This is a genomic window from Pseudomonas sp. LLC-1, assembly GCF_002992185.1.
In the GTDB taxonomy this organism is placed as follows: Bacteria; Pseudomonadota; Gammaproteobacteria; order Pseudomonadales; family Pseudomonadaceae; genus Aquipseudomonas; species Aquipseudomonas monteilii.
The window spans coordinates 265,333-289,850 of the sequence record NZ_LUVY01000008.1 but is presented as its reverse complement, the minus strand read 5'-3'; the positions used below and the strand labels follow the sequence as shown (position 1 = coordinate 289,850).

15 protein-coding genes are annotated in these 24,518 nt (G+C 61.0%); all 15 read right to left on the bottom strand.

Translation table 11 applies throughout. The features are described from left to right. Nucleotides 1-62 precede the first annotated feature (62 nt). The 15 genes from fliD to A0O30_RS07750 all read right to left on the bottom strand — a co-directional run bounded on the left by fliD (nucleotide 63) and on the right by A0O30_RS07750 (nucleotide 24,516). Entirely contained in the window at nucleotides 63-1,475 is a 1,413-nt protein-coding gene (gene fliD / locus A0O30_RS07820) for a flagellar filament capping protein FliD (RefSeq protein ID WP_105946086.1), read from the bottom strand. 81 nt (nucleotides 1,476-1,556) lie between these two features. Next, nucleotides 1,557-1,934 (bottom strand): flagellar protein FlaG, encoded by a 378-nt coding sequence (locus tag A0O30_RS07815; RefSeq protein WP_105946085.1) that lies wholly within the window; start codon nucleotides 1,932-1,934, stop codon nucleotides 1,557-1,559. Nucleotides 1,935-2,005: 71 nt separating this feature from the next. Continuing rightward, on the bottom strand, nucleotides 2,006-2,857 hold the full coding sequence (locus A0O30_RS07810; RefSeq protein ID WP_027615299.1) for a flagellin domain-containing protein: 852 nt from the start codon (nucleotides 2,855-2,857) through the stop codon (nucleotides 2,006-2,008). 252 nt (nucleotides 2,858-3,109) lie between these two features. Then, entirely contained in the window at nucleotides 3,110-4,045 is a 936-nt protein-coding gene (locus tag A0O30_RS07805) for a ketoacyl-ACP synthase III (RefSeq protein ID WP_105946084.1), read from the bottom strand. 262 nt (nucleotides 4,046-4,307) lie between these two features. Next, nucleotides 4,308-5,261 (bottom strand): NAD(P)-dependent oxidoreductase, encoded by a 954-nt coding sequence (locus A0O30_RS07800; protein ID WP_105946083.1) that lies wholly within the window; start codon nucleotides 5,259-5,261, stop codon nucleotides 4,308-4,310. After that, nucleotides 5,258-6,391, bottom strand: a complete 1,134-nt coding sequence (locus A0O30_RS28120; protein ID WP_105946082.1) for an FkbM family methyltransferase — start codon at nucleotides 6,389-6,391, stop codon at nucleotides 5,258-5,260. The genes A0O30_RS07800 and A0O30_RS28120 overlap by 4 nt, the downstream gene beginning before the upstream one ends. A gap of 1 nt (nucleotide 6,392) precedes the next feature. After that, the gene (locus tag A0O30_RS07790) at nucleotides 6,393-8,225 is read right to left on the bottom strand and encodes a thiamine pyrophosphate-binding protein (RefSeq protein WP_105946081.1); all 1,833 of its coding nucleotides are present in this window, start codon (nucleotides 8,223-8,225) and stop codon (nucleotides 6,393-6,395) included. Continuing rightward, nucleotides 8,225-9,334, bottom strand: coding sequence for an N-acetylneuraminate synthase family protein (locus tag A0O30_RS07785; RefSeq protein WP_105946080.1), 1,110 nt, complete (start codon nucleotides 9,332-9,334; stop codon nucleotides 8,225-8,227). Before A0O30_RS07785 ends, A0O30_RS07790 begins: the two co-directional genes overlap by 1 nt. A 153-nt stretch (nucleotides 9,335-9,487) precedes the next feature. Next, nucleotides 9,488-12,979 carry a glycosyltransferase gene (locus A0O30_RS07780; RefSeq protein ID WP_105946079.1) on the bottom strand — a complete coding sequence of 1,164 codons (3,492 nt, stop codon included), beginning with the start codon at nucleotides 12,977-12,979 and terminating at the stop codon, nucleotides 9,488-9,490. A 91-nt stretch (nucleotides 12,980-13,070) separates the two neighbouring features. Then, nucleotides 13,071-14,393, bottom strand: a complete 1,323-nt coding sequence (rfbH, locus tag A0O30_RS07775) for a lipopolysaccharide biosynthesis protein RfbH (RefSeq protein ID WP_027615304.1) — start codon at nucleotides 14,391-14,393, stop codon at nucleotides 13,071-13,073. After that, a complete protein-coding gene (rfbG, locus tag A0O30_RS07770) occupies nucleotides 14,386-15,462 on the bottom strand; it encodes a CDP-glucose 4,6-dehydratase (protein ID WP_218274915.1) in 1,077 nt (358 codons plus the stop codon). The genes rfbH and rfbG overlap by 8 nt, the downstream gene beginning before the upstream one ends. Then, nucleotides 15,444-16,214 carry a glucose-1-phosphate cytidylyltransferase gene (rfbF, locus tag A0O30_RS07765; RefSeq protein WP_105946077.1) on the bottom strand — a complete coding sequence of 257 codons (771 nt, stop codon included), beginning with the start codon at nucleotides 16,212-16,214 and terminating at the stop codon, nucleotides 15,444-15,446. Before rfbF ends, rfbG begins: the two co-directional genes overlap by 19 nt. 247 nt (nucleotides 16,215-16,461) lie before the next feature. Then, entirely contained in the window at nucleotides 16,462-19,179 is a 2,718-nt protein-coding gene (locus tag A0O30_RS07760; protein WP_105946076.1) for a glycosyltransferase, read from the bottom strand. Nucleotides 19,180-19,231: 52 nt separating this feature from the next. Next, nucleotides 19,232-22,810, bottom strand: coding sequence for a glycosyltransferase (locus A0O30_RS07755; protein ID WP_105946075.1), 3,579 nt, complete (start codon nucleotides 22,808-22,810; stop codon nucleotides 19,232-19,234). 140 nt (nucleotides 22,811-22,950) lie between these two features. Then, nucleotides 22,951-24,516 (bottom strand): flagellar hook-associated protein 3, encoded by a 1,566-nt coding sequence (locus A0O30_RS07750; protein ID WP_105946074.1) that lies wholly within the window; start codon nucleotides 24,514-24,516, stop codon nucleotides 22,951-22,953. Nucleotides 24,517-24,518: the final 2 nt, after the last annotated feature.

The following is a 24,518-nucleotide window of genomic DNA, read 5'->3' as shown; positions in this document are numbered from 1 at the left end:
CAAAAAGCCCGGAGCGACACGAGGCGCTGCCGGGCTTTTTGCGTGGCAAAAGGCGAGAACGATCAGGAGTTCTTGGCCTGCGCGTTGATAGCGTCGAAAACCGATTTGATCTGATCGGCCTGGGCATTCAACTTGGCCACAGCGGTGTCCATTGCCACCCACTTCTTGGTCAGCGACTCGGTCAACGCCTCGGTGCGACGATCCAGCGCGGTCTGCTGGTCTGCCAGGTTCTTCGCCACCTTGTCCAGGTTGCTTTTGCGCGTGGCCAGGCTGCCGTCCGTGGAGTTGTACGGATCGATGGCCTTGTTCATGCGCTCGATCAACCCGTTGGAGCCGGTGAACAACTCCTGCACTTCGGAGCCCAGCTTCTTGTCGTTCATCGCCGCGGTGAACTTGGTCGAGTTGAATTCGAGGGTGCCATCTTTCGTGGTGTTGATACCCAGCTGGCTCAGGGTCGTCAGCTGGTCGCCCGCCCCTACCTCGGACAGCACCTTGCGAACATCGTTGACCAGCGAACGGGTGGTCGGGTCGTTGCTCAACGGGCCGAGCGACAGGTTGTCATCTTCGTCACGCGTGGACGTTGTCAGCGCAGTAATGGTTTTCTGCAACGTGTTATAGGCATCGACGAACGACTGAATCGACTTCTTCAGGCCATCATTGTCCTGCGATACCGAGACGTTGGTTGGCACGCCGTCGGTGCCCGACTTGGCGCTGACGCCCGTCAGCTCCAGCGTGATGCCACTGATGGCGTCGGTGATGGTGTTCTTCTTGCTGGTGACCACCAGGCCATCGATGGTCAGCTCGGCATCCTGCGCCTTGGCGGTAATGAACCCGGCGCCGGTGTCCGACATCTGCTGAGTACCGTCGATCTCAAGCTCAGGGACACCACTGACCATCAGGTCGGTCTTGGCACCGGTGGTGGTGGAGCTGAACACCAGCCGCGCACCGTCCTTGCCGTTCACGATGTTGGCAGAGATACCCTGAACACCCAGCTCTTTGTTGATCTGGTCACGCACGGACTGCAACGACGCGCCATCTTCAACTTCGAGCTCATAGGTGTTGCCGTTCTGCTCGATGGTCAGCGTACCGCCCGTCACCGTTGCAGCCGCACCGCCAGCGATCGGGGCACTGGCCACTTTCGAGCCGGTCGCCAGCTTGTTGACCACAATGTCGTAGCTGCCGGCCACTGCCGTGTTGCCAGCCGTCACCTTGACCACTGACTCATTGGCCGACTTGGCGGCGTATGCATTGAACGCAGGGCTGGTGGAGCTGTTCAGCTTCGCCATGGCGTCCTGAAACGCCGTCAGGGCACTGCGCAGCGAGCCCACACCGGAAATCATCGCGGTATTGTTGCTGGTCTGCCGAGTGATCTGCGCCTTCTTGGCTGCCGTGTCGGCATTGACCAACGCCGCGACCATTTCGGTGATATTCAGCCCCGTACCTTGACCGATACTGGAAACCAGGGTGCTCGCCATACAGTTATCCCTCTTTGTTGACCGTCAGCACCTGCTCCTGCAAGCCCGACGTGATTCCTGCCTTAGCACATTCTCCGCCGATCAGACCTTGGCGTCGAACAAAATACTGTTTACATCGCTCAGGTTATGCGCAATCCGCAAAGCCTCTTCAGAAGGCAATTGGCGGATCAGCTCGCCGGTTTCACTGGCGATGACCTTGACGACGATCTTTCCGGATTCTTCGTCCGTGGAGAATTCCAGGTTGCGTCGGGTGGAGCTGAGAAACTTTTCGATTTCCGAAACAGCGTTTTTCACTTTTTCGGCATCATTGCTGTGCTCGGCAGCACTGATGGCATTGGGTACCAGCGTGTCACTGCCGCTACGCGACGCTTGCTCGGTGCGGGCAACCGGTTTTTCGCCAGCCTGTTCAGCGGGGCGGGATGCCGGGTAGGACAGATTCAGCTTGACGCTCATGTCCATGTCTACCACCTCATAACGAAAAGGCGGGGAAGCGCCTTAGAATGCACTCCCCCGCCGATCACCATCAGCGATTACTGAAGCAGCTTCAGTACGGCGGATGGCAGTTGGTTGGCCTGGGCCAGAATCGAAGTGGAAGCTTGCTGCAGGGTCTGCTGCTTGGTCAGCTGGGCAGTTTCAGCGGCGAAGTCGGTGTCCTGTACACGGCCACGGGCGGCTTCGGCGTTTTCGTTGATGTTCTGCAGGTTGTTGATGGTGCTGGTCAGACGGTTCTGAACGGCACCCAGGTCGGCACGGGTGCTGTTGATCGCGTTCAGTGCGTCATCGATGGCGCTCAGGGCGGCGGTGAAGGTCGCTTCGGCAGCGGCGCTGTCGGCACCGGTGATGCTCATGCCACTCAGGCCGCTCAGCGCGCCAGTGGTGTTCATGGCATCGCTCAGGCTGATGGTGATCTGGTTGTCGCTACCGGTGTTGGAACCGACCTGGAAGGTCATGTCGCTGGCGGTACCGTCCAGCAGGTTCTTGCCGTTCAGCTGGGTCGAACCGGCGATACGGTCGATCTCTTTGAGCATCGACTGGAATTCTTTATCCAGTGCGTCGCGGTCTGCTTCGCTGTTGTTGTCGTTTCGCGACTGAACAGCCAGTTCACGCATACGCTGCAGGATGTTGGTCTGCTCTTGCATCGCGCCTTCAGCAGTCTGGGCGATGGAGATGGCGTCGTTGGCGTTTTTGATCGCCATGGTCTGGCCACGGATCTGCGAAGTCATGCGGGTAGCGATCTGCAGGCCGGCAGCGTCGTCTTTGGCGCTGTTGATTTTCAGGCCGGAAGACAGACGGGTCATCGAGGTGCCCAGTGCATCGGAAGCCCGGTTCAGGTTCTTCTGAACGCCCAGGGAGGTGGTGTTGGTGTTTACAGTCAAAGCCATGACGAATTCCTCGTTGGATTGGGTACTACGGCTTCCGGCCTTGGCAATTCGCCGGAGGTGGCACAGAGAACCTTCGTAATAGTTATCGTCGTCAGGGCGGCTTGCTTTAGCGTAATTTCAAAAAAATTTGCTGGCACCGTGCCAGCCCAATGAAATCAAGGAGTTGACGCCAATTTACAGGCGCCACATTGATGCAGGATAGAAAGTAAAACGCCGTCAGATGATGACGGCGTTAGTGGAGGCGACGAACGGTCAGTCACAACGCTCGATAATGGCCGAGCCCCACGACAAGCCCACCCCGAAGCCACTCAGCGCCACGCGCTTGAAGCTGGAGCCAAGCACGTGCTTTTCCAGCAGCAACGGTATGCTGGACGACACGGTATTGCCCGTCTCGACCATATCCTTGACGAACTTCTGCTTGTGCTCGCCTTCATCGAAGCGCGACGAAACGGCATCGACGATCGCCGCGCTGCCCTGGTGCAGGCAATACAGGTCGATATCCTCGGCCTGGAGTGCGCTGGCCTCAAGCAGCTGTTGCAAGTGCGCCGGCACCTTGACCAAGGCAAAGTTGTAGACCTGCCGACCATTCATGAAGAACTTGCCATCGGTGGTACGCAGGTGCTCGGCACCAGCGCCATCGCTGCCGAACAACGACTTGCCCAATTGCCAGGCAGCGCCCTCGCCCATCCAGGTGGCGGTAGCGGCGTCACCGAACAGCATGGTGGTATTGCGATCTTCCGGGTCGACAATTTTCGAGTAAGGGTCGGCAGTGATCAGCAGGCCGTTTTTAAGGCCCGCGGCCTCCATGAAACCCTTCATGGCATACAAGCCATACACATAGCCCGAGCAGCCCAGGGAAATGTCAAAGGCCGCGACGGCGGTGGACAGCCCGAGCTTGTGCTGAACGATCGCCGCAGTGTGCGGCAGCCCTTCGGCATCGCCGTTCTGGGTGACCACGATCACGGCATCGATGGCAGCACGATCCAGCGACTGGTTGGCGGCAAACAATGCTTGGGCTGCCTCGACACAAAGATCGGATGTTTCCTGGTTGGCATCCTTGCGCGGCAAGAAGGTGGAGCCGATCTTGCCGAAAATGAACTCTTGATCCTTGCCGAATTTCGCACCTTGGGCGTAGTTGTCTACACCATTCACAGGTACGTAACTGGCGATGCTTTTAATGCCAATCATTGTGGCTTCCCGGTTGACATGGCGGATAGTGCGGGATCGGGCCTGAAACTGGCCTCGTCAGGCCATCGACGTGGCTGCCCGCTGACTTGATAGATTAAAGATGCACGTTTCGACTGCCAAGTCACGGTTATACGACCAAAGCTGCGAATGCCGCAATGCCGGGGCTGCTTTTGCATGGTGTTCACGCAGCCCAAAGGACTCATTACCGCAGCCCAAGTCAAAAAAGAGTACTACACCTCGGCCAGCTCAACCGAGCGGCCAGCTAAATCGCCGCGTCCTTGATCGACTGCTGCAAGCCATGGCGCAGTTGCAACCCGAGCTCCGAGCGCGCCTTGTCGATGCAGGGTACATACCGGTTCCGGAAACTCCCCGGAGTAGCCTGAGCGGCTGCAATGTGCACCGTTTTTTGGGGGGACAGCACGTCACGCACCTGATGCGCGAGCTCAGCGATCGTCACCGCCTCATCCGAGCCGACGTTGTAAGCAGTGCCCGCACGCCCTTGGCGCAACATCACATCCAGCCAGTGAGCCAGATCACGCTGGTCCATGTAGGAACGCACGGGCGTTCCATCCCCACTGACGCGAATGGCAGGCGACTCAAGCGCGTCGCGGATGAAGTTGCCTATCGCGAAGTGCACATCGCGCGGCAGGTCCCTGCCGACAAACGCGAAACAGCGGGCGATGACCACTTCCAGGCCAAACTGCTGCTGGTACAGGATGCACAGATGCTCGGCACAGCGCTTGGCAACGCTGTAGGCATGGGCAGGTTCCAGCGGGTCGGGCAACCCGTGGTAATCCTCGGGGATCTGCTCCAGCCCCTGTGGCTGGGGGCCGTACACACCACCGGAACTGATCATCAGGAAGCGCGGGATAGAATGCCGGGCTGCATAGTCCAGCAAATTTCGAGTGCCATCGACAATCTGGGTGTAGCGCTGTAACGGAGACAGCTGTGGCCCTGCAGTCGAGTCGGCCGCAGCATGCAGTACATGACTGAAATCCCCGCCCTCTGGCAAAGACTCAGGATCCAGGATGTCGCCACGATACAGGCGTATCCAGTCATGGATGCCAAATTCTGGATACCGCTCAAGAAAGCTTTCTGGAGAGCGGCTCAGGACGGTGACCATAGGGACAGCGGCACCTGCATTGGCGGCCGCCATCCAGTGCCGCAGCAACGCCTTGCCAAAAAAACCGGTGCCACCGGTCAATAGCACCTTCATTGGCCCGGAACCGCATACAGGACAGACTCGAACGTGTTCGATGCATGCTGCCGTATATGAAGCCGATAGCTCGGGCACAGCGCTGACAGCAGCTCTGGCAGCTCCCATAGATCCTGCTGATTATGGTAGAGGGACACCGCGAGCACCGGCCGATTTCGCCGAATGATACCTGCAGCACCGCGTAAAACAGCGGCCTCAGCACCCTCCACATCAAGCTTGATCAGGTCTACCGGAACTGCGGGCAACATTTGATCCAACGCCACCGCAGCAATCGAGATTCCGTCACCCTGATCACTGATAGCGCAGGCTTCTCCCTGGCCAGCGTTGAAGGTCAAGAGGCTGTGGCGCTCAGCGGCAGCCAGGGGCAAACAGACGGCATTGCGCCCCTTGGCCGAGACCTGCTGGACCAGCCGGACGAAGTTGCCAGGATCAGGCTCAAGCAGAAACGCCTGCCCACAGGAAACCTCAGGCCGCGCCAGCAATGCCTCATAGCTATCGCCATCATAGGCACCACAGTCGACGAAGGTGATCGCGCGCCCTGTCAAGGCAGGCACGGTCAACTCATTGATGTACTGCGCCTCGCCCGAAGAAAAGCTGGCGTATTGCATATCGAGCCCAAGGCGGAAAGCGCATATCCGATAAAGTATCTTGCGACTCTCATCGTCAGCCAGCCCTTCGGCAACACGCCCGATACGCTCCATTGCACCCAACAGAGAGGCGCGAGCGCCCAACCAGAACCTCCAGCCCAAAGCCTCGGAGAACTGCTCGTACAGATCCCACGGCATCAACAGGTTGGCAAAACCTGCTTTCGCAGCGATGCCTAGCAACGCATCGTAGGGCGTATCACGATTGAGTATTCCGAGCGCGACCTGGGCCGTTGGGGCATCTTGCGACAGCTGTTGCCAGTTCACCACCGGCAACCCTGCAACCCTGTCAGATCGCGGTGACGTCTCGACAAAGCCCCCAACGACAAAGCCTTGCTGCTGCATCGCCGTTGCCAGGCTAAGGCCGAAATTTCCCGCACCAAAGATCCACAGCGGTCGACGAGGATCAATGTGCGCCGGTTTCACGTCGTTCGCCCGGTCGCGCAGAGCCATGAAGTCTTCGAAGCGCCACGTTGTGTCAGCCATGTCAATCGCCAGTCGTGTCGGTGATAGGGACAGCACGCAGCGCTGCAGCTTCTGCACGAATTCGCGCCATGGTTTCCGGCTCCAGGAACGGGTGCATGTCATCGAGCTCCGGGGTGACGAACGCACCGTTGGCATCGACCCGCGACTTGATACGCGGCACGAACTCCTGCCGCGGGTCGACATGCAGGTCGATCAACATCGGGCCATCACTTTCCAGAAGCGTATCGAGCCGCGCCAGGTCGCCCTGCGTAGCGATGCTTTCGGCGCGCAGGCCATAAGCACTGGCCACGGCAGTGAAGTCCGGGAAATCCACGCCTGATTCAGGCGTGGCGCCGATCACCCGACCAAAGAAGTTTTCGTGTGTTTGCCAGATCGAGAGGTAACCTCGATTGTTGAGCACGATCACGATCACGTTGACGCCGAGGGTCTTGAGCGTTTGCAGTTCCTGAATGTTCATCTGCAGGCTGCCGTCGCCGGCAAAGCAGATCACCCGGCGTGCACCTTCCGCTTTGGCTGCCGTCGCCGCACCAATGGCCGCTGGCAGGTCATAGCCCATCGACGCGGAGCCGGAGTTACTGAACAGGCGCTGGCCCTTCTGCAAGGCGCCGATCTGGAATGGCAGGATGCAGGCTGACGCGTTGCCACACACCACGATGTCATCCGCACGCATCTGCGCAAAAATGCGCTGCACCATCAGGTACGGGTTCAAAGGCCCATCGGCTTTTTGCGTGTGCTCCGCCGCTGCAGGATAGGTACGCCCTATGTGCTGGCACCATTGCACCCACGGCGCAAAACTCTGAACGGTAGCCTTTGCCAGCTCTTGCTCGAAGACATCGAGGAAGTCTGCCAGGTCGGCAGCAACGCCGAAGTCCGGGCGCACGGTGGGCTTGTTCAGCTCGGCGGCGTCGATATCGACCTGAGCCACCCAGGCGTGCTTGGCGAACGCCTGCCAGTTGTAGCTGGTCTGGCGAACATTAAGGCGCGACCCCAGCACCAGCACAAAGTCAGCCGCCTGCAAGCAGAAGTTGCCGGCACGGGTACCGATAGTGCCAGGACGGCCGGCGAACAATGGGTGATCGGACGCAATCAGATCATGGGTCCAGGCGGTCGCCAGGGGGATGCCGTAGCGCTCCACCAGCGCCAGCAGCCGTTGCTCGGTGCGCGAAAGGCGTACGCCAGTGCCGCCCAGTACCACAGGACGGTGCGATTGCAACAGCTTGCCGACGATATCACGGCAAGCCGCGCGCAAACCCTCGGCCCGAGGCGGCTGGACCAGCGATGGCGCGGGGATATCGAGCGGTGCTTTGGATTGCTGGATATCCAGTGGAATATCGAGCCAGACAGGCCCGGGCCGACCGCCCACTGCTTCGGCGAAGGCCTTGGGCAGCATGACCTCCACATCCTGCTCCGAACGCACGATCTGCGCATACTTGCAGACCGGGCTGGCCATGGCGATGGTCGGCCCCTCCTGATCACCCAGTTGGCGCAGGCCAGGCACATCCTGGAAAGACACACAGGTCTCGCGCTTGATCTGGCCAGACAGCACGATCATGGGAATGGAATCGGTGAACGCCCCATGCACTCCATTGAGCGCGTTGATAGAGCCCGGGCCGGTCGTCAACATCACCACGGCCGGCTTGCCGGTGATGCGCGCATAACCTTCGGCAGCCATGGCACAAGCCTGCTCATGGTGCATGAACGTGCAACGCAGTTGCTCATGGCCACCCAAGGCCTGGTTGAGGAACATGGCACCGCCACCGGTAACGGTGAAAACCTGCTCGACCCCCTGCTGAACCAGCCACTGCGCAATTTGCTGAGATACAGTCGCCATCATCACAGCCCTCGGCCCAGGATCAGTTCTTTCAGTGCCGGGGTTTCACTGTATGGCCCGTCAATGTGGTCGATGGTCAGGCGTTCGTTTGCCTTGATCGGCCGCAGCAGCGTTTCACCGTTCATCACTTCCCGGCAGGACAGCTGCCCTTTGTGCAACGGGATGGCAAGGTAGAAGTCCTTTTCGAACTCGTCCCGGTTCAGTACGTAGCCTGGCGACAGGTCCCGACGTGCGTAGGCACCGCGCACGAGTGCGTTGAGGTACTCGGTTTCCTTGCGCGAAATGATGCGTCGAGTGCCGCTGACACCCCCGCACATTTCCTTGGCCTTGTGGAACGCCTTGTACCAGGCGTCGCACTGCTCCGGGAGCGAGCAATAGTTGGAAACCGGCACACCTTGGTACTGGATATCAATGTGCCTTTCCCAGGTACGTACACCTTTGCCGTAGGAAATGAGCATGGAAGAGTGCCAGTCATGGTACTCATGGGTCGACAAACCAATGACATGCCCAGGGTAACGGTTGCGCAGGTAGTCGATCTGGTCGAGCTGCAGCTCGTCGTCCTCGCTGGGGTAAAGCGAAACGCAATGGTTGATGGCCAACGGGATATCACGCTTTTCAAAAAAGCGAACGATATCGTCCAGGTCTTTTTCCGATGCGCCACCGGTGGAAATGATGGTCGGCCGGCGGGTAGACGCGATTTTCTCGATAAGCGGCCAGTCGTTCATGTCGGAACTGGCGATCTTGATGATCGGCATGTCGAATTCGACGCACAGATCAACCGAGGCTTCGTCGAACGGCGTCGCCATGGGAATGCAGCTCAGGTTGCGGACTTCTTCCACCATGCGGGCAAACTCCGCCTTGGTCAGGCGAGTGTCCTCGGTCTTCTTCACATAGCGAAGGTCTGCAGTACCTTTGAAATCAGGATGGATGAACTCGTCGACATCACGGAACTGCAGCTTGATGGCAGCCTTGACGTTGTTGTAACGCGCAATCGTGCCGTGGTCGCGGACAATTTTCAGGCCGCGCTCCAGCTTGCCCCAATGATTGTTGGCGAGTTCCAGTACGAACAGGTTTTCAAACAGATCTTTGTCACGCTGACTAATGGTTTTCACCGGATACTCCCCTGATTGCCATGCGCCGGGTCGATGTGGCGCCAAAGCATGCTGTGTTCTATGTGCGGCTATGCCGGCATTGCACGCCGCCCTGGGACGTACCCGGCGGCTATTGGAATAGTTGACTCTTCGCTATCGGTGTCTGGTCTGCCCTCACCCTGGCAGCCAGGCGTCAAGCCATTGGCGTGCATAGCCTTCATCCAGCATGTGCCGTGCCAGCACCTGCTCGCGCAACGCTTGCGCACCCTTTGCACTGGCAGCAGGCTCGGCAAGGTGCGCCTGGATAGCACTGACCCAGTCGCCGGCCGTGTTCCTGACCCTGGTCACGGGCAACCCTTGGTAGGGCAATACGTCACTGCACACCACCGGATAACCGCAGGCGGCATACTCCAGAAGCCGCACATTGCTGCGACACGCATCAAGCCAGCCATCGCCAAGCGGAGCCAGCGCCAGATCGAGCCCCAGCGACATGAGTTTCTGCGGATACTCATCGTATGGCACCGGGCCATGCAGCTCGCGCAGGTAAGGCTGTAGCTGTGGCGGACATTCACCCAGGCAGACCCAGTCCACATCGGCACGCAAGGCCTGAACAATCTCCAGCATCAGGTGCTGAACGCGTGCATCGAACTGATCACCCACCCACCCGACACGAGGGCGACTACCCGGCTGCCGTTGAGTGGCCAACGCCCCCCAACGCGCCGGATGCAGACGATCCGGCATGACACGAATATCGGAACAGAAGCCTTGCAGCGCTTCGGCCAATGCCTGGGTTGGCACCACCAGCCTGTCCACAACGCCGACAGACCACCGCAGCGCCCCTGCAAGATCGTCTTCAGCCAGGCCAGGCAAGTCGGCATTCACGTCGCCCACCTTGAATGCGCGGCTGAACCGGGCATTGCGACGCAACGCGTCAATCTGGGCCTCGCTGGCCGGCCGCCGCATCACCCAGCTGTCGGGCTGCAGCCGCTCCAGCTCAGCGGGCAGATAAGGCCGCAAAGCCAGGCGGACATCCGCCAGGCCGGCGATACTCATGGACAACGCCGGGTCGACAACCCGACTGCGAGCAGCGCCGGCAAGTTCGCCCGGCATGCTCAGCAGCACAGGCAACGGCCGCCAGCTCAAGGGGTTCCACGACAGGCCCGGGTCAGTCTCAAGCTCAAAACCAGCCCCCTGCAAAGACAGGTTGCGGTTGTAGGCCGGATCGCGGGCGATGACAGGCAGCCATTTGCCATACAACGCGTCCTGTTCGGCTTCGACCGCTTCGGCAGGCACGAGCTCGCCCTGCCCTTCGCACACCAGCACAGCATGGGGCGTCCACACCGTGAGATAACCGGCCTGCCGCGCCTTGAGGCAAAGATCGAGACTGGCACCGGTGCGCTGCGCCAGGCCTTCGTCCATTCCACCCACATCCAGGTAAAGCGCCCGGCGAATCAGCAGGCAAGCGCCAGACACGGCACTCAGGTTCTGATCCAGGTCAAGCCGGCGCATGTACCCCTCATCCTGCGGCAGCCCGGAAAACGCCGAGCTGCCCGGGCCATTCAAGCCCAGCACCTGCACAGCCTGTTCGACCATGCCATTGGGGTGCATCAACCTCGCGCCGACGATGCCTACTTCCGGCCGTTGCCCGTGATTGAGCAACGCGTCCAGCCAGTCATCGTGCACGATCACGGTATCCTCGTGCAGCAGCACCAGGTACTCGCCCTGCGCATGCCTGGCCGCCAGATTACAGGCAGTGGCATGGTCACGTACCGACGCATCACTCAGTACGCTGACCCGGTTTTGCTCCCGCGCCACAAGGCCATCCAGCCAGGCACGGGTAGCCGGGCTACTGCCGCCATCGTTTACCAGCAGAATCTCGAAGTGGGGGTAACGGGTCTTTTCAATCAACGCATGCACGCAGCGCTGTACGTGATCGAGACGCCCATTGCATGGCACGACCAACGAAACCAATGGCTGCTCGGCGTGCCCATAATCGATACGATGAATGCCTGGCCGATGCATGCGCACCTGCGCCTGGGTATAGCCGCGCCGCTGCAAATGGCGCAGCAGCACCGCCTGTTCCTGAGGGCTGTGGACAGGCGCTTCGCTGGGCGATATGCACACGGGTTCGCTGACGTGAGCCAGCCCGTCGAGGCCATCGGCATCTTCGATCAAGTGCAACAGCAACGCGAGCTCGGCCGCCCCCGCGCAGTCCAGGTCGAAACCGCCCGCCTCGAGGAATACCTCACGTCGGTAGAACCAATGCCGCGCTAGCTGGGCCGGGCTGGCCAGCAGCATGTCCAGATTGAAGTCGGGGCGCAGCAGCGCATGCTGGATGCTCTGCGGGGTGGTTACCAGCTCATCGGCATACACCGCACGCACCTGGTCGCCCTCGAGCAGTTCCAGCGCGAGCATCAACAACCCGAACGGTGTGAACGTGGTACCCGCACGAACAAAGCAGATCCACTGCCCGGTCCCTTGCTGCAGGACCAGCTGGTTAAGCGTGGCTAGCGCGCAATCAGCCGGCAAATGGACGGCGACCTGCTGATACATCTGCCCTTGCAGGCTTTTACGCGTGGCCTCGACCGCAGCTGACGGGCCGTCCGGGAGGATGACGAAATCGAACCTGGGCAAGTCCATGCGCCTGTCTTCCAGACGCTGGGCGATCAACGCGGCCTGCGCATCACTAGGGCGACGGGAGCGCAACCACTGGGCAACCTGTGCATCCGGCCGACCTGTAGCCCCCTGCATAGTGTCTGCTTGCAGGTCGGTGCAAGGCATGGCCTGGGTCTGCTCGATGAAGCTGGCCAATTGTTCCCAGAACCGGACCTGTAAATCAGCATACTTTTGCTGGACGATGGCCAAGCCGCTCCTGGCATGCTCAATTGCCTCGAGCGAGTCTTCGAAGGCCAACCCATACGTGCCGAATTCGCCAACATTTAGCGGCGTCCCATCAAAAAAGGGGGATCTGAGCACTACGACCGGGCAACCACACAACATCGCTTCCATACCAGTTGCGGTGGAAGAAAAGCAGTAGATACCTTCACTGCGCCGGAACAGCTCTGCCATTTCCCGAGGGGTAGCTGGCCATTCGTTGGTAATCAGCGTGCACCTCGCCGCCAGCTCGGGGTGCTCCTGAAGCGCGTGGGTATGGCGCCCCGGGTAGATCAGCCAACCTTTGCGATGGCCGTCATGGGGGTTGTCAAGGTTGTTGAACAACGATGTGTCGATCGGCGGCAGAAACAGTATGCGCTCAGCCCCCGCGCCCTTGGGTAGCAGATGCTCACCGTAGGCAAAGATCATTTCCGAATCGGCAAACTCCGTATCCCCTGCGATCAACCCCGGTACGTTGAGCAGGTAGCGCACTACCGAGCGTGCGTTGGTCGGGTTACCTGACACCACCTCCGGGTACACCACGATAGGCTGGCGCCCAGCCTGCTCATGCTGTTGCTTCAACTCATTGGTGAGCAGGGGCGTGTGCCACATCGGGTTGGTCGTGGAGCTGTACAGGTAGGCGTCCTGGCCGCACCGGTTCAACAGGTGACACAACATGTGCATCACCCGGATACCGGCTGAGTTATGCCGGTAGGCGGGCGCAACGATGTAATACGGGCGCGGCGACGCAACGTGCAATGGCGGATAGTGCTGAGTGCTCACGAGCTGCATCCTGGATGTGGCATGGACGGGCGTGCGCCGCTGGCTCGGGCGAACAACCTGTGGCCGCGCCCGGCAATTCGTTCACACGCGAAGGCGCTCATCAGCGCAGCCTCCGCACATAGGCTTCGATGCTGCCGGCCACATGCTCAAGGTGGTCTTCGCCAAGCCCGGGCCACAGGCCGACCCAGAAGGTGTCCTTCATGATCTTGTCGGTCACCGTCAGGTCACTGGCTACGCGGTATTGCTGGTCTTTCATGTAGGGCTGTCGGGTGAGGTTGCCGGCGAACAGCAGGCGAGTACCCACCTTCTGCGCATCGAGATGACGCAAAAGATCCAGCCGCTCCACACCACAACCATCACGCAGTGTCAGCGGGAAACCAAACCAGGACGGGTCGCTGTTGGGCGTAGCGTGTGGCAGGATCAGTTGGTCTACACACCCGGACAAACGCTCGCTGAGCCAGGCAAAGTTACGTTTGCGTGCAGCGATGAAATCATCCACCCGGTCCATCTGTGCCAACGCGCAGGCAGCCTGCATGTCGGTGATCTTCAGGTTGTAGCCCAAGTGGGAATAGGTGTACTTGTGGTCGTAACCTTGCGGCAGGTCACCCAGCTGCCAGCAGAAACGCTTGCTGCAGGTGTTGTCTTCACCTGGCCCGCAATAGCAGTCACGCCCCCAGTCACGGAACGATTCGACGATACGCTTGAGCAGCGGAGAATCGGTGAAAACCGCCCCGCCCTCGCCCATGGTGATATGGTGGGCCGGATAGAAACTGAGTGTACCCAGGTCGCCGAAGCTGCCCACCTGGCGGCCATCATAAGTGGCACCCAGCGCATCGCAGCAGTCCTCGATCAACCACAAGCCGTAGCGGTCGCACAGTTCTCGCACCACGGCCAGGTTGAACGGGTTACCCAGCGTGTGGGCCAACATGATCGCCTTGGTCCGCGGGCTGATCGCCGCCTCGATCAAGGCCGGGTCGACGTTATACGTACCCATCTCGATATCGACGAAGACCGGCACGGCACCAAACTGCAGGATCGGGTTGACGGTGGTAGGGAAGCCCGCTGCCACGCCAATGACCTCGTCCCCCTTGCGAATGGCACGATCCCCCAGGCGTGGCGACGTCAAGGCGGAAAACGCCAACAGGTTCGCCGAAGAGCCGGAGTTGGCGGTGAGCACGCCACGCCGCCCCAGGTAACGTGCCAGGCGTTTTTCGAATGCCTGGTTGAAGCGCCCGGTGGTCAACCAGCCGTCCAGCACAGCTTCTGTCATGGCTTGTAGTTCGGGTGCACCAATGACTTTGCCAGAGGGCGGAACCGCATGCTGACCCGGTACAAAACCGGGCGCGGCCAGTTCCAGCTCGGCATAACGGCCAACGAGCTCGGTAATTTGCTGGCGCAACTGCTGCGCCGTTTGATCAGTCATTGAACTCACCTTCGTGTGCCGCTATTTGCGTGCGGCAGTATTGCTGCATGTCTTGGCCATCGCGCCAGGCGTGATGCCATTCAAGGGTGTGACGCAACGATTGCTTCAGGCCCCACTTGGGCCGCCAGCCCAACGATTGACGAGCCCTGGAGGAGTCGAGGGTCAACAAGCCTGCTTCATGAGGCTGCACGCGCGCCTCGACAGACCAGCCCGCCTCGCTTGGCCACAACTGCGCCATGGCATGTACCAACTCACCCACGGTTGCCGTCCCGCTACTGTCAGGGCCGAAATTCCAGGCCTCTGCCACATCCTGGCCACGCTCGATCAACGCCTGGGCCAGCAGCAAGTAGCCGTGAAGCGGATCGAGTACGTGTTGCCACGGGCGCACGGCATCGGGGTAGCGCAAGGTCACCGATTCGCCGGCTTCCCAGGCACGCAGGATATCGGGCAGCAACCGGTCTGCTGACCAGTCACCGCCACCGATCACGTTGCCCGCACGCGCGGTCGCAAGCGCCACACCGCGCTCGCGCAGGAACGACTCGCGCCATGAGGCGCACAGCAGCTCGACGCACGCCTTGCTGCTGCTGTAGGGGTCATGCCCCCCCAAGGCATCCTGCTCACGGTATGGCCATTGCCACTCGCGGTTCTCGTAGCATTTGTCGCTGGTGACCACCAGCACGGCACGCACCGTGTCGCACTGCCGCACGGCTTCAAGCAGGTTGAGCGTGCCGGTAACGTTGGTGGCGTACGTTTGCGCCGGGCTGCGATAGGATTCGCGCACCAGCGGCTGCGCGGCCAGGTGCAAGACAACCTCCGGGCGAAATGCCGCCACACTGCGCAGCAACCGGTCAGCATCACGAATATCGGCAAACTCGCCAGCCACGCATTCGGCTAGCCGGGCGCTGTCATAAAGCGAGGGCGCGGTATCGGGGGCCAGGGAGTAGCCATACACTTCGGCGCCCATCTCGCGCAGGCAAAGGGCTAGCCAGCCGCCTTTGAAGCCGCTGTGCCCTGTCAGGAAAACCCGACGCCCCGACCAGAAGCTACGGCTCATGACCAAATGCGCCATTGTGCTTCATCGGCCTTCCAGCGCTCTTCCAGGTAACTGCGATCACGCAGCGTGTCCATGGCCTGCCAGAAGCCACGGTGCACATGGGTCATCAGCTGGCCATCCTGCGCCAGGGCACGCATGGGCTCGTATTCCCATGTGGTGGCGTCGCCTTCGATGTAGTCGAAGACCCCGGGGTCAAGCACGAAGAAGCCGCCATTGATCCAGCCACCGTCACCCAGTGGTTTTTCCTGGAAGCCATGCACCTGCTCGCCCCGCACATCCAGCGCACCGTAACGCCCGGGCGGCTGAACGGCAGTGACCGTGGCCAGTTTGCCATGGCGGTTGTGGAAATCGATCAAGGCTGGCAGGTCCACATCGGCAACGCCGTCGCCATACGTCAGGCAGAAGGTTTCGTCGCCAACGTAATCGCGTACCCGCTTGAGGCGCCCGCCAGTTGCCGTATTCTCGCCAGTGTCCACCAGCGTGACCCGCCAAGGCTCGGCATGCCGGTTGTGGATATGCATCTGGTTTTCCGACATGTCGAAGGTGACATCTGACATGTGCAGGAAATAGTTCGCGAAGTATTCCTTGATCACATAGCCCTTGTAACCGAGGCAAATCACGAAATCGTTGATCCCGTAATGGGAGTAGATTTTCATGATGTGCCAAATGATGGGCTTGCCACCAATTTCGATCATCGGTTTCGGGCGCAGATGCGACTCTTCACTGATACGGGTACCCAGGCCTCCGGCCAGGATGACTGCTTTCATTGTCGACACACCTTGACAGGCTGACGCCCATAGCGGGCTGACAAAATACTGACCAATTCAGTAAGTTGCCGTTATCTAGCAAAAAGATTGCCAATCAGCCTGACCGGGCAAGGTAAATGCGCGTGCAGCGGGAGATACCGCTCAAGCGTGGAGCCGGCCTTGATCGGCCGGGCTCGGGGGGATTGTCGAAACAGGCAGGACAGGGCTGCGCTGTCAGCTTGCAGCCCTGTCAATAATCCGCCTCGACCTATTCGACCTGTTCCAGCCAGCCTAAGGACGACGCCGCCTGCTCGCTGAAGGCCGAGGGCCAGCGATCGAACAGCGCCTGCGCCAACGCATGATCCGCTTCAGGCTGGGCGCTGAGCAGCAGCCTGGCCTGCGGCGTCCAGACCACCAGTTGCCCGGCCTCGACAACGGCCCGGCACAGGTCGATATCGGCACCTTGGGCAACCTGCAAACCCGCGCAATGCTCGAACACCTCCTTGCTCACCATCAGGCAGTCGGCACTGACCGCCTGACAACCGCGCACGGCCAATGGCCACCGGGCTTCAGCACTCGCTTGCGGCTTCATGCCCTGCCAGGGCGAAGCCACCTGCGGCCCCTGCAGCAAGGCATAACCTGCATGCAGAAGCGCAGCATCGCCCCCTTCGAGGCAGGCACCTACCACACCCACTTCCGGGCGCTGAGCCTCATTGAGCAGTGCCTCGATCCAGGCAGGGGTAATGACCTGACTGCGCTCAGACACCAGCACCAGATAAGCCCCTCGTGCCTGGCTAGCCGCAAGGTTCAGCCAACTGCTGCGCGAATCGCCTGACTGGCCGACCAGCACATGCACTTTGCCGGCGAACGGCTGCAGCGCTGCAACCTCGTGCTCGGCACACACCACCAGCACTTCGTAGCGCGGGTAACGGGTACGCTGCAGCACGCTACGCAGGCAAGCCTGCAGCTGCGCGGCATCGCCTTCACTTGCCACAAGCACGCTTACCAACGGCGTGGACGAATGCCGGTAGTCGATGGACAACCCTTCATTCGCCTGTATCTTCACCTGTGCGCGATAACCCAGTTGCGTCAGGTGTCGGCCAACCACCTTGGCAGCTTCCTCATCCAGTGCACTACTGCCCTGCTCACCGATCACCAGGTAGTCGGCCATGTGCGCCAGGCTGCTCAAGCCTTGGGCCTCTACCAGACGCAGCAGCAGGTCGAGCTCCAGCGCCTCACGGCAGGTTTCGCTGTACCCCCCCAGATCCAGCACCGCCTGGCGACGTACCAGCCAATGCCGAGACATCAACCCAGGCTGGCTGCGCAGCAGATCGAGGTCTGCACCTGGGCGTTCGACGCTGTGCAAACGCCCTTCACCGTCGCGCTGTACTTCATTGGCGGCGATGGCCTGGCAGGCCGGTGCATCGACAAGCTCCACCGACAGGCGCAACAGGCCTCCGGCAAGCAGTACATCGCCGGCACTCAGCAGCATCAGCCAGGCGCTCGGCAACTGACGCACCGCCTGGTTCAGGTGTGTTACCCAATTGCTGTCACTGACCTGTATGAAATGCAACGTGTCGCGCGGCGTGGTGATGGCCGGTGGCTTGCCAGCCTTGAGTACCAGCAGCTTGAAATTGCGTATGCCGCTGGCCAGCAGGCTGTCGAACGTGGCCTGAAGCGCTTGATCGTCGTTTTCCAGGTCGAGAACCACGAAGGCGATCTGCTCGGCCGGGTGCTTGCCCAGATACCGGAGAACGCGCTGGCGTCCAGCCTCATCCGGTGTAGCGGCCGCGATGGCCTCGATCACCTGACCCGACGGGGTACCCTGCAAACGGCACTGTTCATCAATACCCGGGACCTGCTCAAGACGTGCAAGCCAATCCGTCAGCTCACGAACATGCGCAGCTTCCTCTGCCCTGTCCAGCGTGGACAACAGCAGATGGCAGACGTCGCGGTTGAACAGGCTCAACGCCAAGGCCTGCCAGTAGCGGTGGCTCAAGCTTTCTGCGCTATCGTTCGGGTGCTCCTGCAGCAAGTCACGCTGCTGCACCCAGATCCCTTCCAGCGCACGTTGCTGCTGCGGGCTGGTCGGCCATGCGTGGCAGAGAAACTCAAGCTCGGTCAACCGCGCAAACAGTGCACCGTTGTAATAGGGCAGCTGTACGTCCTGATGTGGCTCGAACAACCGCTCAGGGTCATCGATCACACTGCGCCAGCTGGACGTGAAGATCAACGACGCCGCACTCAGATCGTAGGTGTTGCGCACAAACCGGTTGAGGGCCGTGAAGCCTTGTTCGTCACCACAGAGCCGATACAGCCCGGCATCCCACTGGCGCAAGTCGCGTACCAGCTGCGTAAGGCGCTCTTCACGCTCCACCGGGCTGGAGCCGGCGGGCTCATGCTCAGTCACCACATCGGTCTGGGCCAGGTGCGCAACCGGCCCTTGCGCCAACACGGCAAGGGACATCGCCACACGCACGGCAAGCGCATCGAGGTTGTCTGGCAAAGCCGTCAACACGGCTTGCAAAGTCGACACACGCATGACCGCACGCCAGGCCTGCTGCCCCGCCTGGGCGTACTGCAACAGCCTGCCTGTACCGGTTTCGGCAATGGCAGGTGCAAATGCCGAACCTACGCGGTAGTACTCGACCTTGCCACTCCCCGGCCTGTAGCCCAACAACTGGCCTTGCGCAGCCACCACCCCAGGTTGCGCGTGCAGGCACGCCGCTGCAGTGTCCAGAGACGGGGCCAGCACGAAGTCGGTATCCAGCGCCAGCGCCACATAAGCCGTGGCAAGCCCTTCCAGGCATTCTGCGAGGGCCTGAGCGAACCCAGCCGAGCTCGGCCCAGCCGGCAAGTCAAACGCCACACAGGGCACGCAAGCCTGCTGGTAGTAGTGCTGCGCGCGGGCGCGGCTGTGCGCCTGATCCTCGCCCAGCAAAACAATGGTCACATCATTGCGCGAGCCGATTGCGGTATCGATCATATAGCACCTGTCCAATTGTCAATCAGGCGCGGGCATCGCCCCACGCCAATGTTCAGTCTGCCAACCAGGCGTTGGCCCAATGCTGCAAATGGTGCGGCATCAGCATGTAGTCACGCAGCACTTCCGCGCGCAGGGCATCGCCCTGACGGTAGCTGGCCTGCGGGTCAGCCAGGTGCATGCGAATCGCATCCAGCCATTGCTCGGTGGTGTTGTCCTTGACCCGGGTACAAGGCAGGTAGCCGGCGTAGGCCTTGGTGTCGCTACAGACCACCGGAAAACCACACGCCCCGTACTCCAGCAAGCGCAGGTTGCTCTTGCAGTCGTTGAACAGGTTCTGCTCCAACGGCGCCAGCGCAAGGTCAAGGTTGAGGCTGGCGAGCTTGCGCGGGTAATCAGCCAGTTGAACCGCCTTGTGAAACTCTTTCACATAGGGGCGCAAGGGCTCCGGACACATACCGAAGAAGACCCAGTCAACTTCGTTGGCAAGCGCCTTCACGACGTCTTGCAACAGCTCCAGATCACCACGATGGCTCGTGCCACCCGCCCACCCGACCCGCGGCCGGATACTGGTCTGACGCTGACTGGAAAGGCCAGCCCAGAGCGGGGCGGACAACATGTTGGGCACTACGCGGATATCCTGATGCATGCTGGATAACGCATCAGCCAGCGGCTCGGTCGAACACACCAGCCGATCGCACTGCCCGATGCCTTGGGCCACCAACTCGGCAAGGTTGCCGGGCAGGTTGCGGGCATGGTCATTCTTTTTCGGCGGGTCAATGATGTAGTCGTCCAGCTCGTAGATCATCCGCGCATGCGAAAAGCGTTTGAACTGCGCCATTTCCCGGATGTTGCCCGGCATGTAACGACACTGCAGGATCATCACATCAGGCTTTTCGCGCTCGAGCTCGATAATGCCAGGGGAGACGTGGTTGACCCGCCCCTGGATCCAGCCCGCCCGCTCAAGCTCGGTGAACGGCTGGATGACCCGGTAATGCCCCACTGCCGTGGTATTGATCGGCAACGCCAGCACTGACGGCATGGCACGGGCAATGAAAGGGTCCCAGCCACTGCGCAGGCCTGGCTCCAGGTTGAAATTGGCGAACTTGAGGCTCAGGTTGTCGTTGTAGGCCGGGTCCCGGGCAATGCGGCTCAGCCAACGGTCGTAAGCAATGTCCCGGTCGGCCTTGGCAAGCTCGTCAGCCAGCTCGGCAGCTTCACCACCCGGTAGCCTCATGACACGAGCAAAAGGTGTCCCGACCGACAGGAAGCCTTTTTCACGCGCACGCAGGCAGAGGTCAACGTCAAACAACGCGACCTGGAAGGCCGAGGTGTCCAGCCCATCAAGCTCCTCGAACAGTGCCCGGCGAATGAGCAGGCAGTCCAGGCTCAGTGCGCTCCAGTTCTGTACCAGTTGCTGGCGCCCCATGTAACCTTCGGCTGACAGGAATCTGCCCGGGAACGGGCTACCCGCTGTACCGCCGCCAAGGCCGAGCACCAAGCCGGAAGACACCAGCTCGCCGTTGCTCCCACAGAGCGCCGGCCCCACCAGGCCGACCTCAGGACGCTGCGCCTGACTCATCAAGGTACTGAGCCAACGCGGTTCGAACAGCGCACACTCCGGTGCGAGCAATAGCAAATACTCGCCCTGCGCATGGCGACTGGCCTGGTTGAGCATCGCCGCCCTGCCCTGCGCCTGAACATCGATGACGCGCAACTGGTCACTGCCCAGGCCACGCATCGCCGCCAACCACTCGGCAACCGCCTGCGGCTCGTCGCCATTGGCGATGACCAGCGCTTCGAAATGGCTGTACTCGGTGTACTGGAACAGCGACTCGACGCAACGCCTAAGCGCGTTCAGGTTGGCCCCTGCAGGGATCAGTACCGATACACTTGCCTGCTGCTCATGCCGATAGGTCACACGCGTGACCAAGCTGCCAGCGGTGCTCTCCACCAAGGCATCGACGCCTATGCGACGCAAGTGAGCCTCGACCACGCGTGCCGCCTCAGCCTGCCCTGCCGGCTCGCTCATCCACTCTGCATACCCCGACTGGCAATGCACCAGCATCTGCGCGACATGCTCTACCACATGCAAGCCATGAGCCTCGACCATTCGCCATAGCAGATCCTGTGGCGCCAGGCTCTCGAACCGGGTATCGAACCCTTCCAGCGCCAGCAGAGCAGCACGCTTGAATGCCAGGGTGCGGCCCACATAGGGCACGCTGCGCATCAAGTCGAGGTTGAAGTCCGGCTTGAAAACCGGGTTGCCGGGCGCCAGGGCGCCAAAGGTGTCTTCATCGGCGTACAGGCACATACTCTCGTCGCGCAGTGCCATGCGCTCGGCCATGACCACCAGCGCATGTGGCCGCAGGCGATCACCGGCCCGCAACAGCAGCACCCAGTCGGCTACGCGTGTGCCTGCCAGCCACCGATTGAGTTGAGCGTAGCCACTGCCGCTCAAGGCCAGGTATTGCACGCCTGGCGCGTCAACCCTGTCGAAGCCATCAGGCACCAGCACCAATACCTGGCTGGCGGCATAAGACTGTGCTGCCAGGCAATCCAGGGTGGCGCGCAGTGCACTTTCATCGCCTTCGCGACAGGTTACGACCGGGACGATGGCAGGCTGTACCGGCCACTGCTCGACCCGCTTGGGCAGCAACCGCAACTGCCCGTCAGACAGGTTGCGGCAGGCCAGCCATTCGGCATAGAGCTCGGTAAAGCTGAGGGCGTTGCTGCCTACCTGCTGCGAGAAATTGGCGACCTGGCCGGCATGGAAGCGGCGGATGTCCAACTCCTCCCAGGCTGGGTCGGCCCCTGGATCGTAAGCCTCCAGCGGCAGGTAACGCACCCAGCCATTGGCCGGCGCCGACTCGCCGGTGCGCGCCGCCAGCATCTGCTGCAGCCACTCGGTTTCATGCTTGTAGGCCTCGGTCATGCTCGAGTGATGACTGAGCCGGCCTGGGTGAATGCGCTCCACACTCAGTATGCGCTCCAGGCTCGCCAGGTGCCCGCGGCGCAGCAGGCATGCGTACAAGGCCAGGTCCAACCGTGCGGCGAACCCTTGGCCACCCTGTACCAGTTGCGGCAGGTATTCCAGCACCTGGGCACGGCGGAACAGCACATGGCTGATGCCACCGAACAGATTCGGAACGTTCTCGGCGATGCTGGCCAGCAAGTCCGTACCGACAAGCACGGCACTTTGCGGCGCGATCACACTGTTGAGCGCACGGGAAGGCAAGAGGATGTCATCAGCCGACCAGAGCAGACGCTGACCGATCACCATGCTGAGCTGAGGCCATTGCGTCAAAACCTGCGCTTGCCGGCTGATGCAACTGTCGAGCAACAGGTCGTCATCACACAGGAACTTCACCAACTCCCCGTTGGCCTGCTCCAGGCACGCTTGCAGGTTACGTGCAAACCCCAACCGGACAGGGTTGCGCGTATAGCGCACGGGCACCGCAGCACCGTTGCCGAGCGCCTGGCAGATAGCCTCGATCTCGGCGCCGGCGCTGTCATCGCAAATGACGACTTCCAGGTTGGGGTAGTCCTGGCCAAGCGCACTGACCAAGGTTGCTTGAAAAAAATCGGCATTGAAGGCAGGAATGGCGATACTGACGAGTGGCTGCTCTGACACGATGACGACCTTGCTGGAGAGGCGGTGCGCTTGGAAATAGGCGGGCGTTCAGGCCTGGGCGACACAAGGGCAAGCCGGCCGGTCGTTATCAACCCAGGCCGGCGTGCCCGTGCGTCATGACGGGCAAACGCCCGTGAGGATCAGATGTAATTGACCAGCGAGAGACCGGCAATCTTGGCGTAGGCCTGCAACGAAGCCTGCAACATGTTGGATTGCATCTGAAGGCGAATCATCACCTCGGCCGGATCGCTCTCACGAATCGAGCTCTGGGTCTTGGCGTTTTCGCCACTCAGGGCCTCATTGGTTTCCACTTGCACATCGATTGCCTGGCCACGGCCACCTATCGACGAAATGGAGGAACTGACCTGGTTGGTGGCGCTGGCGATGTTGCCAATCGCCGAGTCCAGCGATGCCAGGAAGTTCTGCCTGGCCACGGGGTCGTTGTCGACCGGGGTGGCCAGCGCCGCGCGCAACTGGCTGATGGTATCGAGGACGTTCTGGGTCTGGTGCGTGTCGACCTTGATGCCAAAGCTGTCGCCTGCGCTGGGCGTGTCCGAAAGCGTGAACTCGACCCCCATGGCGGTCGCCGTGTTGCCACTGAGCGTGCCCTTGGAAATCGGTTTGCTGTCGGCGCTCACAGGGGAGGCATAAAGCTCGAACTCGGTAGCACTGGTGAACTTGAGTACCGCACCCTCAGGGAACGCCGACTTGTATTTCTCAGCATCGGTGATGGTAGCGCCGGTCACCTGGGCCGACGAGCTGTTGCCTGCACTGCGGGTGCCAGAGATTTCATCCGCCTTGGAGCTCAGGCTGAAGACATGGCCGGCGATGGCCGCATCAGGGTCGGCGGCATCGCCGTCCTGGAAGGTGATGTCCAGACGCAGGTCAACACCACGGAAATTGACCGTGGTGTTCTTGCCATTGGGGTCGAAGGTGCCCCCCTGGCTGGCTTCCAGCGTCACGTCCTTGCCAGCGGCATCGGTGATCTTGAACTGGGTGCTGCTGGTGAACTCGATGGTGTACGGCTCGCCGCTGCGGAAGCGGTCGTTGTACGTTGCGCTGCCGCTCACCTGGCCATTGGACAAGTTGACCCGGCCATCGTCGGTGGCAGGCGACACCAGGCTGGTTTCGCTGCGGCTGGTATTGAGCGCTTGCTCGAAGGCATCGTAGCCAGTTTCGTTGGCTGCCAGGGTGAGCATGTCACCCACTTGCAGGTTCAGCTTGCCTTGGTCGCCCTGGTAGGTATAAGTGCCATCAGCGTTGCGCACATAAGGCGGTGTATCGCCTTTGGACCCCGAGAACAGGTACGCACCGCTTTCATCCTTGCTGTTCATCAACGAGAACAGCTGATCCTCCAGCGACGCCAGCTCGGTGGCATTGGCCTTGCGGTCTGCATCGGTGAAACCGGCGTTACCCGAGCTGACGGCCAGCTCGTTGACGCGTTGCAAGATGGTGCCAATCGCATTCAGCGTGCTTTCTGCGGTGCCCAGCGCGTTGCGCACATTGGTGACGTTGCGGGTGTACTGGTCGAGCATGTTCTGTTGCTGCTGCAGTTGCAGCAGGCGTGCCGAGCCTACCGGATCGTCAGCCCCGCGACGCACCCGAATACCGTCAGAGGCCTCTTGCCGAGTCTTGTCGAGGTTGGAGAAGCTGCGCTGGTAGTTGGCGCTGTTGCTGTTGTAGAACTGCGAAGTGGAAATGCGCATGG